Genomic DNA, 14,367 nt, shown 5'->3' with positions numbered 1-14,367 from the left:
TTAATGACAACATTTTTGATATATTTCAGAGATAATTATACTCCAAATAAAAACTCTTTGAAATTTTCTTGAGAGCATTTTTCATCTTTCTTCAGAAGCTCAAGGTGTGCCTCATGTTCAATCTTTACCCAGTTAAAAACCGCATTTAAGGAGTTAAATGTGTATTCATGCTTTTCACGAATTTCTTTCACTAGATCGATAACTGTATGGTAATATGAGTGTGCGTTCTCCAATAGCGGTGATACATATTGTATTTGCTCACCTTTATGAGTGATAAGATTCCTTGCACGATATATACGTTGCAATTGCCACCGAACTCTTTGATTATGTTGAATAATGGTGTTACTAATATGATTTGATGAATGAAGCATTTGCATTAAAGAAAAAATTCGGTGTGTTAGTAGAGGGTTACGCCCAAGTTTATTGTATAATTCATCACGAAAATCCTCATTCTCATCCTTCAGAGCCACCAAAAGGGCACATTTCTCGAATTTTGAATACTGCGAAGGTATCTTAGAAAAAACCTCATTTAAATCGCTATCTGATAAATTTAGGTTTAGTGAGCGAAGGAGATCATTAACAAGCTTTTGAATGTATTTACGGCCAAGGAATGGTTCAAATGCATCTGTAAATTGTAAAATTCTTTGTCTTTGATCGGTTGGAGGAGGCATCAAGGTCTCTAAGGCAGTCCACATATTCATTAGTTGGTTTTCAGGAGTTTTCGACTGTAGTGCGCAGGCATGTAAATTTAAGGAGTTAAATAATAAGTAAAATGTGTCTACATTTGTATTCCGAATGAGTGCTATCATCTCATCTATTGTATTCTGAAGTTCCTTTAATTCAATATCCCTAATTTTTAACATTGGTGATATGGCTGGTGTCACTGAAATGGCACGCTTATCTTCTGAATACACTAAAGCGTGAACATCCCATGATAATTTTTCTTTGTGAGTCTTATAAGTGACCAGATTGCTGATTAGAACTAAATGTTGTTCTGCAAATAACCTTGCTTGAAATGGATCGAGAGCAGAAATTTCCTCAAATTTAATAAAAATTTGATTTATATTCTTATTTCTTATAAATTTTAACTCATGTTGTGCCATATGTTTTTCAATAGGAATTTCATCAATAATTTCAGATTTAGTAGCTAATTTGGTTTCATTTAATTTGGTAATTTGTTTATCTATCTTAAATATAACTACCCAGGTCTTTTGTTCTCCAGAAAATTTACCTAAAAATTCGTTAATCTGATCTACGGTTTCAATTGATGTATTTAAGAAAAAGAAATGCATAGTTTCATAATATATGTGTTGTTGTGAGTACCCAAGGTATCGCAATTCTGCAATTAATGTACGGACTAAAAATATAATATCTTTCTTTTTATTACCTTCCACTATGCGTGAAAAAAGGTTTGTCTTAACAGCATCTAAATAATAAACATCAAATATTTGCTTGAGGGTCTCAACTTCAGAGTATAATTTTTTGATTGATATCTTCCTTTTTGAGTTCTCATCCTCACTAAATGTATTTGTTTGGGATGCTTGAGATCCAACTTCTTTTACAATAATGTAATCCTTTAGCCGGTGAGATACCTTTGAATACCGTATTCCTAATAATTCTTTAACTACAAGGTCTTCGTGTAAATTCCATAATAACTCCTCTAGGATTGGACTTGCAGCTTTCAAATGGAGAAATCCTTTTTCAACTTCAGATAGTACATCTAGCAACTCGTCACATAGAGAATGAGTATTAAAAACAGGGGCTTTATATGAATCAATAGTATAATCAAATAGCATCTCTTCCATTAGTTGAGCAAAGAAGAGCATATTGTCTAGGCTCGGATCTGAGCTCCAATTTTCAATTTTCGGTTTTCGCATGCCAGAACACAAAACTAATTTTTTTTTTTAGGTTATATAACCTATTGATAATTTTTGTCTTAAAATGGATTTAGATTTGTCACTTAAACTCTTTGCACTATCTCCCCTATCTTTCCCATCAACCTCCCTGAAAAAGTCTGCTCCAGAATAGACTGCTGAGAATTCCTCACCCCGAACCCCATTAGATAAAATTAACATTCACGGAAATCCATTTCATCCAGGCTTTTACTGTTGAGGCCCTTCTTCTGGATGTAACAAGATTATATCTTGGATTATTCTCTTTGATAATCCGTGCAAGATCGGCGGAATCTATATCCTTTGGATTGAAGCCTGATTCGCGTAATAATTGAATTGCAGATCGAAATGATGGTCGCTTTAATAGTTGAATGATGAATAAACGATTACGGCATCTACGATTTGAACAACGCCTTATTTCCTTTCCGTAATCCGTTAGAAGGAAAGAACTTGTATTATTTAGATCTCTTTGGAGAAAGTCAAGGTATGCTGCAGCATTTGCATAATAGTCGCCCTGTCGCTCATCAAACTCAAAAAATTCAGATATTTGATCCTTGGTTTTCAGATCTTCACCAAACAATGTGATGATGTCAATGATCTTATCAACATCATTTGCCTGAGGAAAAGGTATTGATTCAGGTTCAAATGCATCAACTGGAACTGAACTTAATAAATCCTCAAGGTTAACGTCTAATTTCGGGTCCTCATTAATTGAGAATGATCGCAGTTCTGTGATCTCAAGTTCGCCAAAACGCTCCCCAAACTTAAATTTTGAGAGATAAAAGATTCCATTTGAATAGACAAAGAATATTGGAATTATTGGTTTCTTTGCTTTTTCTGACCATTCTTTCCAAGGATAATAGAGTTGCCGAATATGGAAATCATCCCTTTTTCCTATCTTTGCCTCAATGAGATAGATCCCATTCTGTCCTTCATACCCGGAATCAACTTCGATTTGCACTCCATCAACAACGATTTGATTGTTGCTTTCAGGTAAATGTAATGAGAAATTCCCTGAATGAAGCCTTCCCCTTATTGTAAGATGTAATTGTGACTCATTAGTGAAGGTTTTCAGAAGGGATGCAATATTTGCATAGTCAATAGCCTGGAATTCGCTGGATATTGAACCAATTTGTAGGGTTTCAATGGTATCCGATTCAGGAGATGGATCATATAATTCCCAGGGTACTTCATCAAAGATGTCTTTATATTGGAAATAAGATTTTGTTTCCCCATCTCGATAAATGACATATTCTCCGTTTTTAATGGGAAGGATACATAAATGGTGCTTTTTAAAAATATCTGGCCGTGATTGAATTGTGTCCTGTTTAGCGAGTAGACGAGGCTCTCTTTCCCCAATCTCTTTCAGGGTAGTTGCAGAAATCTCAACGTATCCTTTTGTTTCAATCGTATGAAGTAAATTTAGGGTTTGAAAGACCTGATTCCATGCCTCATTCATTTTAGTGGTCATAAAAATCGATCAATAGTTCATTACGATTATTTCGTTGATTGCTCCTCGCTTACTTGCATCGGAGTTGATCATCCTCTTGGCTGGTACTCGCTCTATGGTATACTGAGCATAGAGCTCATCAAAAAAATTATCCTCAGGATTAATATTTTTTGGGTCTGAGTTGCTTAGCATCAGTTTAGCGTTCTTTTTATCGCAGCTTGCAAAGAATTCTGCTAGCCGCTTCTGCTCAGAATCATCAAACCCATCCTTGGAATAGTTGGTAAATGATGCAGTAGTACTCAGAGGCCGATACGGAGGATCAAAATACACAAATGAATCCTGGGTGATATATCTGGCTGACTTTGTAAAATCGCCAAGATGAATCCTAGTATTTTGCAGAATCTCAGAATCAGCTCTTAAAATGTCGGGGTTAACAATCTTCGGATTTTTATGGCTGCCATATGGAACATTAAATCCTCCTTTTGCATTCACTCTGAATAAGCCATTGAAACAGGTTTTATTTAAAAAAATTAAATCGCCTGCTCTTGGAATCCATGATTCGCTATAGTTTTTATAATTCAATTCGGGTTTAGCTCTGTTAAATTCAGTCCGAACCGAATAATAATACTCTTTTCTTCCCTCATCATCTTTTGATAGGAATTCTTCGGTGATTCCACAGAGATAATCAATTAGATCGTCAACATTCCGTTTAACCACGTTATATGCGAGAATCAACTCTTCATTAATATCAAAGATGTGGCATTCTTCGAATGAAAACATTTCATTAAAGCAAAAATAAACTGCCCCTCCACCAATGAATGGCTCAATAAATGTGGATATGTCGCCATTTTTAAGTTCTTTAGGGACTCTTTTGACAAATTCCTCTCGTAATTGGGTTTTGCCTCCTGCCCATTTGAGGAACGGTCGTGTTTTTATTTCAGCCATAGTCTTTCTCGATATTGAATGGTTTTAAATGGTTATTTTGGGATTAGATGCCTTGGGTATTGTTGGATACTCACTACCGGCTAAGTAATCTTCTCCTATTAATCATTTGAATTTGTACTAGGATAGGTGAATATTTAACTTGGACTTATGGGATGGTGAAAGTGAAATGACGATATATGTCCCTCCCTCCCCCCTCCCAAAAAACACTTTCACCCCGCACGGTTCATCCATTATTACCTGGACTGCGTTCTTTATGGTATGAAATCAGAAAGCAGTTCGCAGATAGTCTCACGTAACTTCACCTTTTCCGATAAACCGCTCTTTAAGGACGCCGATATCCTTGAGTGCGATCACATCCCCGACCAGGTGCTCTTCCGCGATTCCGAGCTCGAAGAGATGGCATTTTTGATCAGGCCGGGGCTCCGGGGGCAGCGTCCGGCGAACATCCTCTGCCGGGGGCTGCCCGCCACCGGGAAGACGACCTGTATCCACCATCTCTTTGCCGAACTCAGGGAGGTATCAAATACCTTGATCCCGGTGTACGTGAACTGCCAGCAGAACAGATCAGCATTTGCAGTCTTCTCAATAATCTACCGGGAACTGGTCGGTCATGCACCCCCGAGCTCCGGCATTCCGCTCAGGCGGCTGATGGATGCCATCGCAAAGGCGCTTCAATCCAGGAGGCAATCCGAGAGATCTGTTCTCCTGGTCTGCCTTGACGATATCCACCACCTGATCCATGAAGGAACCGATACCCAGATCCTCTCCTCGCTTCTCAGGATCTACCTCGACTATCCCGGATGCCGGGCCTCGGTCATCCTGGTCGAGAGCGATCTCGCACTCGATATCTCCCGCAGGCTGGATCGATCCGTTCTCTCCAGCCTCTGCATGGAAGAGGTCTTCTTCGCTCCCTATTCAGCCGCCCAGATCCGGGGCATTTTGAGGGAGAGGGCACGGCAGGCGGTCTATCCGGCGGTGATCTCACCTGAAATCCTCGACCTGATCACCGACATGACGGCATCAACAGTGACGGGCGATCTCAGGGTCGGCATCGATCTCCTGAAAAGCTCCATCCTCAGGGCAGAGCGAACCGGGCGGCCGTCCGTCACCGAAGAGGATGTTGCCGCCGCCTTTGGGGATGCCCGCCTCACCCACCTCCGGGGCCTCGCCTCGGTCCTCACTGAGAAGGAGCGGAGGCTCCTCTCGGTGATTGCCGGGATGGTGGAAGAGGGAGAAGAGGCTGGCAGGAAGGAGTCTGAGAGGCATGGAGAGTGTGGGGAGCCGGTGCCCCCGACCTCGGGAAGGCTCTATTCCCGGCTCCTGGAGGTGATGGCAGCCGAGCAATCGGAGAAGGAGCGGATAGTCATGGAGCAGGGAGCGATAGAGCACCGGGTTGGGGAACCGGCGGCATGTGCCGAGCCCGCACCGGGATACTCCGCTGACAAGGGCTCCGGCGGAAAGGGTGGCCGGAAGAAGGATGGGCGGAGGGAGGATGGGCCCCAGCTCCCCGCTCACCAGCTCCCCGCACCCACCATCTCCTATACCTCCTTCTACGAGCAGCTCAGATCGCTTGCCACCTATGCCCTGATCCGGATCTCGGTCCGGCAGGCGAAAGGGCGGACGAGTGAGATCACGCTCCGGTACCCGGCAGCTGATGTGAGGAAGATGTGTGAGGGGAGGTGAGGGGGGGATTTAGAGGGAGTGAGAATTGTCTGAAGGAAAACAAATAGTTGGATTTCCAAACCTTCAACTCCATCAACCATCATTCTTTTTCTTGTGCCTGGCCCGGAGGTATGACGAGGCAATCGAAGCTTTTGATAGGGCGCTTGCGATTGATCCTGATGATGAGGTGGTGCGCTATCACCGGAATGCTGCTATTCAGAGGCGGGATTTACAAGAGATGGCGTTTCCGGTGGGGGATGATTGGTGGGATTGTTTTTGTGGGATGTGTAGTATCTGGTGTGGAAGCAGCGTTGTAGATCGCCGTGAGGGTGTTTGAGAATGTTTGTAGGGGATAATCGACAGTAACAAGACAGCAATACAGAATATGACGAGTGAAAGGAAAAGAAAAACGGCAGATTGATCATTGTAAAAAGCAAAATTCGTGCCCAGACTTTTGGGATTGTCATATGATAAACAGGAACTGACTTCACAATATTATGATATCACACACGAAAGTTCATAATAACTGCCATTCCATTCGACAAGCTTCTTATAATCACTTGAAAAAGGATCTTCTTGGCAATATTCTTCTTTAATTATTTTCTGTTCCTTACAGCTGACTCCCCGTGGATCTCGTATTAAAATCCTTGATAACGGTTTATCTCCGGTAATAATCTCCCTTAATACAGGATGTTTATTGAAATCTTCTTCTGAAAGATGAATTATTACATCTGTTCCAAAATCGATTTGATCTTTGTCAGTTATATCAGCATAAATAAAACAATTGGGCTGACTTAACAGGATAATCAGATATACTGCAAATATTATTATTAGAGCAATGAAGATTCCGATTATAATTTTTTTACCATTCGTGTTCATTACTTCTCCTTGTAAGAAAAAATGGGATTAGTATAAACCTCTATGCATAACCCGCAGTAGTAGATTTTTGTATACGCAGAGCTCTCGCATTATCATGCGTCGAATCTCCATCATACTGTAGTGATGAATATTTCCACGTTGAAAAACTGCTTCCGAAATAACTACTCCACATAACGGTGTATTTTGGCACGACTACACTCTCCCACCATTGATAGGCCTGATTATATCCTCCGTTATTCTGGTGCCCTGCATTAAAATTATGGCCGATTTCATGAATTATGCACCATACTCTTGCATGATAAGAGCCATCATATAAGTCAATAGTATCAGCATCATCAACCATCTGAGACCATGCATATCTTCCGGGCTGGTAGGCAAGGCCCTGTTCTGGACCTTCTTTATCATTCCCGCCTAAATATATGACAATATCTGCAGATTTGCTATTTAAATAAGATTCCGGGCAGATCTCACGTAGAAGGTTAAATGGATCAGTCGTCTTTCTGCCATCAGAGGAAAAAGTCATTTTATTGGATGCGTCATAAGCTGCAACATTCAGAAAAACTTCTATGTCCGGTCTCTGGTACTGATATGCTGCCTGAGCCATATAGCCCTGTGCGGCAGACACCCAGTCTGATTCAAGAGCATAGAATTCATTGTCCGTTACAACGAGTACGTATACCGATTCCCAACTCTTGGTTGATTTTGTAACATCTTCTGAATTACTGGTGGTTTGTATGATAAAATCCGGGCCTTTCTCTTCATATTTATCGATCATGGATATATCCACTTGTTCCATATCCTTTGAAGAATATATGATATGCAGAGGCATTGCTGTCTTCATGGCATATTCCCTGTTCTGTACAGGTTCGATAAAGATAATTTCATCCTGAAGCTGAATAGTACCATAAAGAATGTTTTTGTTAAATGTAAATATCGCAACTGAATCATCTAATCCTTCTACACTTCCGGAATATGAATCGATTCCATCGTCAATATTTTCAAAATTCATTCTTTCAAGATCCATTGAATATTCTTTACCGTAAATTGTCACTTTTAACGAATTTTTTTGATCTGTCCTCATAGGAACTTCATTGAATTGTACGATATCGTATCTTTCAATGGTTGAGGGAATGTTTAGCTTTCCATATTCCTCTGCTAATAAATCGGCAGTTTTGCTGCTGGATAACACCTGTGTCTGAAATTCATCGGTATAACCGATTATTTCGAAAATTGCCTGAGAGTCATCCTGTACTTGTGTACTGCCATTCTGTTCTTCCGCACCGACCGCGGAAACGAACATCACTGCGGCAAGTGCCAAAACCATAAGCAGGCTTAACGCCCGCGTTCCTTTTTTCATTTTCATCTTTTCGTCTCCATTTTTCATGCCCCTGGAGACCGGATTATCAAAGGTTTCAAGTATTTTTTGAACCCAACTACATTATGCCCCCGGGCATGCAGGGGTCTGGCTGTTCCTGATCGTCGGGCACAGACCCCCTGCAACATCTTTTCGATGCTACATGGATGACTTTCCGTTTTGCATGATATATAGATTATGTCCAGATCATGCAACTGAACACTTTCAGTTTGACGGTTTGGACATAAAACCTAAATATCGTCTTTTTCCAACAGATTTATCATAGAAATCAGGAGAGTGATTTTATGTTAAAACAGATTGCGATTGCTGCATAAATCCCGTTCTGCTACGTATCATTTGTATCAGGCGCGGCTAACGAAGAGAAACCAGGTATGGATTTTATAAACAAATTGGGGGACTACACTATATCTCCGGCATTCCGCTCAGGCGGCTGATGGATGCCATCGCAAAGGCGCTTCAATCCAGGAGACAGTCCGAGAGAACCGTTCTCCTGGTCTGCCTTGACGATATCCACCACCTGATCCATGAAGGAACCGATACCCAGATCCTCTCCTTACTTCTCAGGATCTATCTCGACTATCCTGGATGCCGTGCCTCGGTCATGCTTGTTGAGAGCGATCTCGCACTCGATATATCCCGCAGGCTGGATCGATCGGTCTTCTCCAGCCTCTGCATGGAAGAGGTCTTCTTCGCTCCCTATTCAGCCGCCCAGATCCGGGGCATCCTGAGGGAGAGAGCACGGCAGGCGGTCTATCCAGCGGTGATCTCACCTGAGATCCTCGACCTGATCACTGATATGACGGCATCAACAGTGACGGGTGATCTCCGGGTCGGCATCGATCTCCTGAAAAGCTCCATCCTCAGGGCAGAGCGAACCGGGCGGTCGTCTGTCACCGAAGAGGATGTTGCCGCCGCCTTTGGGGATGCCCGCCTCACCCACCTCCGGGGCCTCGTCTCGGTCCTCACCGAAAAGGAGCGGAGGCTCCTCTCGGTGATTGCCGGGATGGTCGAGGAGGGAGAAGAGGCTGGCAGGAAGGAGTTTGAGAGGAAGGAGTATGGGGGGCATGGAGAGTGTGGGGAGCCGGTGCCCCCGACATCCGGGCGGATCTTCTCCCGCCTCCAGGAGGTGCTGGCAGCCGAGCAATCGGAGAAGCAGCGGCGAGCGATGGAGCAGCGAGCCGTTGAGCAGCAAGCCGGAGAGCCAATGGCATGTGCCGAGCCCGAGCCGGGATACTCCGCTGACAAGGGCCCCGCCGGAAAGGATGGCCGGAGGGAGGATGAGCCCCAGCTCCCCGCACCCACCATCTCCTATACCTCCTTCTACGAGCAGCTCAGGTCGCTCGCCACCTATGCCCTCATCCGGATCTCGGTCCGGCAGGCGAAGGGGAGGACGAGCGAGATCACGCTCCGGTACCCGGCAGCTGATGTGAAGAGGATCTGTGAGGGGAGGTGAGGGGGGGGTTATCAGCTCCATCCCCCCCACATCTCCGATCATTAGGCAAAATAGACCAAATAAGGTGCAGATACTCTTTCAATTCCTCCCTCTCCTTTTGAATCACCGCATCAATTCCGAAGCTTTAATCCTCCCTTAAAAGAAGAGATCACCTATCCACTGATTACGACGGTCTCACCATGGCACTCAAAAAGACCCAACTCTATAGCTCACTCTGGCAGAGCTGCGATGAACTCCGTGGCGGGATGGATGCCTCGCAGTACAAGGATTACATCCTGACTCTCCTCTTCATGAAATATGTCTCTGATAAGAGCGAGCGCGACCGGAGTTCGGTTATCGAGGTTCCTGAAGGCGGCGGCTTTTCTGATATGGTCCGGCTGAAAGGGGACAAGGAGATCGGGGATCGGATCAATAAGATCATCAGCAAGCTTGCAGAAGCAAACGATCTCAAGGGTGTCATCGATCTCGCCGACTTTAATGACGAATCCAGACTCGGCACAGGCAAAGAGATGCAGGATCGGCTCTCAAAACTGATCGCCATCTTTGACTCGCTCGATTTCAGTGCCAATGGTGCCGAAGGAGACGATCTCCTCGGCGATGCCTATGAATACCTGATGCGAAACTTCGCAACCGAGTCCGGCAAGAGCAAAGGGCAGTTCTATACCCCTGCCGAGGTCTCACGCATTATTGCGAAGGTGGTCGGGATCGGTCACAACACCCGCCAGGATCAGACGATCTATGATCCCACCTGCGGCTCCGGCTCCCTGCTCCTGAAGGCGGCAGAAGAAGCACCCCGTGGCATCTCGATCTATGGGCAGGAGATGGACAATGCCACCTGGTCGCTTGCCCGGATGAATATGTTCCTCCACAATTACCCGACCCATGTTATCTGGCGGGGGAACACCCTCTCCTCCCCGCACTTCAAAAACGACGACGGCGGCCTGATGACCTTCGACTTTGCCGTCGCCAATCCCCCCTTCTCGTCAAAGGCATGGACGAGCGGCCTTGACCCCGACCATGATCCATTCGGCCGCTTCGATCTCGGTGTGCCACCTTCAAAGAACGGTGATTATGCCTTCCTCCTCCACCTGATCAAGTCCTTGAAAAGCACCGGGAAAGGGGCGATCATCCTCCCACATGGCGTCCTCTTCCGGGGGAACAAGGAGGGTGATATCCGGAGAAACCTCATCAAACGGGGGTACATCAAAGGGATCATCGGCCTGCCTGCCAACCTCTTCTATGGAACCGGTATCCCTGCCTGTATTATCGTCATCGACAAGGAGAATGCCCATGCAAGAACCGGCATCTTCATGATCGATGCCTCAAAGGGATTTGCAAAGGACGGGAACAAGAACCGGCTCCGCTCACAGGATATCCATAAGATCGTGGATCTCTTCAACCATCAGATCGAGCTTCCCGGCTACTCCCGGATGGTGCCGGTAGCAGAGATTGCCGATCCGGCAAATGACTACAACCTGAATATCCCCCGGTATATCGATTCCAGTGATCCGGAGGATCTCCATGATCTCAATGCCCATATGAACGGTGGCATCCCAAACCGTGATATCGATGCCCTGGAAGAGTACTGGGCGGTCTTCCCGACGCTCCGGAATGAGCTCTTCAAGGGCAACGGGAGGGTCGGGTACTCGGAGCCGAGGATTGAAGCCCGCGAGGTCAGGGGGGTGATCCTCGCCCATCCCGAGTTTAAAGCATATGCAAGCCGGATTGCAGAAATCTTCCGAGAATGGCGTTCCGCCCATGAGCCACTGCTGAATGGCCTTTCATCTGAACATAAGACCAAAGAAGTGATCCATGTCCTCTCTGAAGATCTCCTGAAGCGGTATGCCAACCTCCCGCTCCTGAGCAGGTACGATGTCTATCAGCGGCTGATGGATTACTGGGCCGAGGTGATGCAGGATGATGTTGGGATGATCATCGCTGATGGATGGGTTGAGGCGGCCCGGCCCCGTGGGATCATCGAGGATAAGGAGCGGAAGATCAAGGAGACGCCGGATCTGGTCGTCAACCGGAAGAAGTACAAGATGGATCTCGTTCCCCCCTCTCTCATCATCTCCCGGTACTATGCAGACGAGCAGGAGGCAATCGACAATCTCCGGATGGAACAGGAGAATGCTGCCCGTGAGCTTGAGGAGTTCATTGAGGAGAACTCTGGCGAAGAGGGGCTGCTTGAGGATGCAAAGAGTGATGCCGGGAAGATCACAAAAGGCGATCTCAGCAAGAGGCTCAGGGAGATTGGCCGCGATCCCGAGTATGCCGATGAGCGGGACGCCCTGAAACGCTGCCTTGCTCTGATGGATGTAGAATCAGAAGCGGCAAAGGCGGTCAAGACGGCCCAGGCAACCCTTGATGCAGCGGTGCTCGCCAGGTACCCAAAACTCAAAGAGGATGAGATCAAGACCCTCGTCATCGAAGACAAATGGTTCGCCTCCATCTGCTTGGCAATCGAGGGCGAAGTCCAGCAGGCAACCCAGCGGCTCGCCACCCGCGTGAAGGAGCTGGATGAGCGGTATGCCGCTCCAATGCCGAAGCTTGAGCGTGAGGTGGAGGAGTACGCGGCGAAGGTCGAGGAGCATCTGAAGAGGATGGGGGTTGCGTGGGGATGAGGATTGTTTTTTCAGAACCAGATTTTATCATTGTCGGAGGTGCCGATCTTGAATACTGTACCTGAGGATTTTTTCGATTTGGAATCTCTCCAAGAGAGTTATGATGTTGAATTTAAAACAGCATTAGGGAGGAATAAGAAGGGGCAGGTTCCGGATTCATTCTGGGAGACATATTCTGCAATGGCAAATACTGAAGGAGGATATATTCTCCTTGGTGCTGAAGAAAAAGAGAGCAAAGAAAATGAAAAAATTGTAGCAATTCATGATTTGCCAGAATATAAACAAGTAATTCAGGATATCTGGAACTCTCTAAATAACTCAAATAAAGTCAGTGTAAATCTGCTCCACAATAAGGATATACAACCAATTGAAATTCAAGGAAAAACCTGTATTCTTGTTCATATACCACAGGCATTCAGAAAACAGCGTCCGGTATATATTGGGACAAATCCACTCAACGGTACATATCAAAGACATAATGAAGGTGATTTCAAATGTCCACCGGAACTTGTTAAACGAATGCTCGGTGAACAAACAAATGATACAAAAGACGCTGTTATTCTCGAACATTTCGGGTTTAATGATATTGATAAAGAATCTTTTCGAATATACCGCCAACAGTTTTCGAATCGTAAACCTGATCATCCATTCAATGAATATGACGATTTGGAATTCTTGCACCATATCGGTGGATGGGCACGTGATCGGCATACTGAAAAGGAGGGGCTCACTCTTGCAGGATTGCTCATGTTTGGGAGGTTCCGTTCAATTCTTGATGCTGTTCCCAATTACATTGTAGATTATCAGGAACGGGAAGGTACAGAAACCCGGTGGATTGATCGAATTACACTTGATGGAACATGGTCTGGGTGTTTGTATGATTTCTACAGGTTTGTCATGAAAAAACTCTCAACAGATCTGAAAGTGCCCTTCAAACTTGCAGGGGATGAGAGAGTTGAGGAGACGCCGGTCATGGAAGCCCTCCGGGAAGCCCTCGTAAATACTCTCATCCATGCTGATTATTCAGGAAGTTGTTCGATTCTTGTCGTGAAACGCCCGGATCTATATGGATTCAGGAATCCAGGCTTGATGAGAATCCCAAAGCTTGAAGCGATTCGGGGTGGCGTGAGCGATTGCAGGAATAGGAATCTGCAAAAGATGTTTCAACTCATCGGACTTGGTGAACAGGCAGGCTCAGGATTTCCAAAGATTTACCGTAACTGGAAACTACAACAGTGGCGTGAACCGGTGCTCGAAGAACGATTCGAGAGCAATCAAACAGTATTAATTCTGAAGATGATCAGTTTGGTTCCAGAAGAGGCTATTGATGTTCTTAAAGATGAAATTGGAGTTGCATTCAATGATTTAAGGGAGATTGAAAAGCTTGCTCTTGTGACTGCCCACTGTGAGGAATGTGTGAATCATGGAAGGCTAAAACAGCTAACTAAAGAGCATTCTCATGACATCACTATTGCCTTCCATGGGCTTGTCGAAAAAGGACTCCTTTTGAGCGAAGGAAAGGGGAGAAACACCTTCTATTATCGACCCGGGTACCATCCAATGGGAAATGAAATGTTTGGGGCTGATGAAGTTTGTTCGAGGGTGAGCTCCGAACATTTGACAGGGAGGTTCGAACATTTAACGGGGAGCTCCGAACATTTGGCTTCGAGCTCCGAACATTTGACATCCGAATCAATACAGGGAGATCCATTGCGTGAGGTCGCTGAAAAAGTTAGTTCTAAGCGAAAAATGTCGAAAGAGGTTGTTGAGGCGACTATTATCCAACTCTGCGATGATCGATATCTGACACTTGAAGAGCTAGCAGTTCTGTTGAAACGTAGCAAGGACTCGCTCCGAAATCACTATATCAATCCAATGCTGGAAGATGGCAGGATTGAAGCGAAGTACAAGAATGTCCGGCATCATCCACTTCAGGGGTATAGGACGGTTCGACAGCCATATGAAGGGGCCTGAGGGTATGGGTGGCATGATCAACAAACAGAGGGAACGAAGCGAAGTGCTCCCCCGAGTTGGCACAACTGTGAGGGATTGGTGATATGGCACATCCGTTAATCAACCAATCTATT

Annotated in this window: 10 protein-coding genes; 5 read left to right on the top strand and 5 right to left on the bottom strand. The window is 45.3% G+C overall.

Going from position 1 to position 14,367, the window contains the following annotated elements:
- Positions 1-35: 35 nt before the first annotated feature.
- The 3 genes from ACYUBO_RS07360 to ACYUBO_RS07350 all read right to left on the bottom strand — a co-directional run bounded on the left by ACYUBO_RS07360 (position 36) and on the right by ACYUBO_RS07350 (position 4,287).
- The gene (locus ACYUBO_RS07360; protein ID WP_460373323.1) at positions 36-1,877 is read right to left on the bottom strand and encodes a hypothetical protein; all 1,842 of its coding nucleotides are present in this window, start codon (positions 1,875-1,877) and stop codon (positions 36-38) included.
- Positions 1,878-2,058: 181 nt separating this feature from the next.
- Complete coding sequence (locus tag ACYUBO_RS07355; RefSeq protein WP_460373322.1) at positions 2,059-3,363, bottom strand: type II restriction enzyme; 1,305 nt, start codon at positions 3,361-3,363, stop codon at positions 2,059-2,061.
- Positions 3,364-3,372: 9 nt separating this feature from the next.
- The gene (locus ACYUBO_RS07350; protein WP_460373321.1) at positions 3,373-4,287 is read right to left on the bottom strand and encodes a DNA adenine methylase; all 915 of its coding nucleotides are present in this window, start codon (positions 4,285-4,287) and stop codon (positions 3,373-3,375) included.
- A gap of 258 nt (positions 4,288-4,545) precedes the next feature.
- On the opposite strand from ACYUBO_RS07350, the gene ACYUBO_RS07345 reads away from it, so the two are divergent.
- Both ACYUBO_RS07345 and ACYUBO_RS07340 read left to right on the top strand, forming a co-directional pair.
- Positions 4,546-5,970 (top strand): AAA family ATPase, encoded by a 1,425-nt coding sequence (locus ACYUBO_RS07345; RefSeq protein ID WP_460373320.1) that lies wholly within the window; start codon positions 4,546-4,548, stop codon positions 5,968-5,970.
- Between the two features lie 25 nt (positions 5,971-5,995).
- The gene (locus ACYUBO_RS07340) at positions 5,996-6,286 is read left to right on the top strand and encodes a hypothetical protein (protein WP_460373319.1); all 291 of its coding nucleotides are present in this window, start codon (positions 5,996-5,998) and stop codon (positions 6,284-6,286) included.
- A 158-nt stretch (positions 6,287-6,444) separates the two neighbouring features.
- Here the strand turns inward: ACYUBO_RS07340 and ACYUBO_RS07335 are convergent, their stop codons facing one another.
- On the bottom strand, positions 6,445-6,828 hold the full coding sequence (locus ACYUBO_RS07335; protein WP_292733754.1) for a hypothetical protein: 384 nt from the start codon (positions 6,826-6,828) through the stop codon (positions 6,445-6,447).
- A 40-nt stretch (positions 6,829-6,868) separates the two neighbouring features.
- On the bottom strand, positions 6,869-8,212 hold the full coding sequence (locus ACYUBO_RS07330; protein WP_460373318.1) for a M12 family metallo-peptidase: 1,344 nt from the start codon (positions 8,210-8,212) through the stop codon (positions 6,869-6,871).
- A gap of 424 nt (positions 8,213-8,636) precedes the next feature.
- On the opposite strand from ACYUBO_RS07330, the gene ACYUBO_RS07325 reads away from it, so the two are divergent.
- The 3 genes from ACYUBO_RS07325 to ACYUBO_RS07315 all read left to right on the top strand — a co-directional run bounded on the left by ACYUBO_RS07325 (position 8,637) and on the right by ACYUBO_RS07315 (position 14,254).
- Positions 8,637-9,656, top strand: coding sequence for a Cdc6/Cdc18 family protein (locus ACYUBO_RS07325; RefSeq protein ID WP_460373317.1), 1,020 nt, complete (start codon positions 8,637-8,639; stop codon positions 9,654-9,656).
- Positions 9,657-9,835: 179 nt separating this feature from the next.
- On the top strand, positions 9,836-12,280 hold the full coding sequence (locus ACYUBO_RS07320) for a type I restriction-modification system subunit M (RefSeq protein ID WP_460373316.1): 2,445 nt from the start codon (positions 9,836-9,838) through the stop codon (positions 12,278-12,280).
- A 39-nt stretch (positions 12,281-12,319) separates the two neighbouring features.
- Positions 12,320-14,254, top strand: coding sequence for an RNA/DNA-binding domain-containing protein (locus ACYUBO_RS07315; RefSeq protein ID WP_460373315.1), 1,935 nt, complete (start codon positions 12,320-12,322; stop codon positions 14,252-14,254).
- The last annotated feature ends 113 nt before the right edge of the window (positions 14,255-14,367 follow it).

The organism is Methanocalculus sp. MC3, from assembly GCF_054767395.1.
Note: the sequence above shows the minus strand (reverse complement) of the source record. Positions and strands in the feature narration are given on the sequence as shown.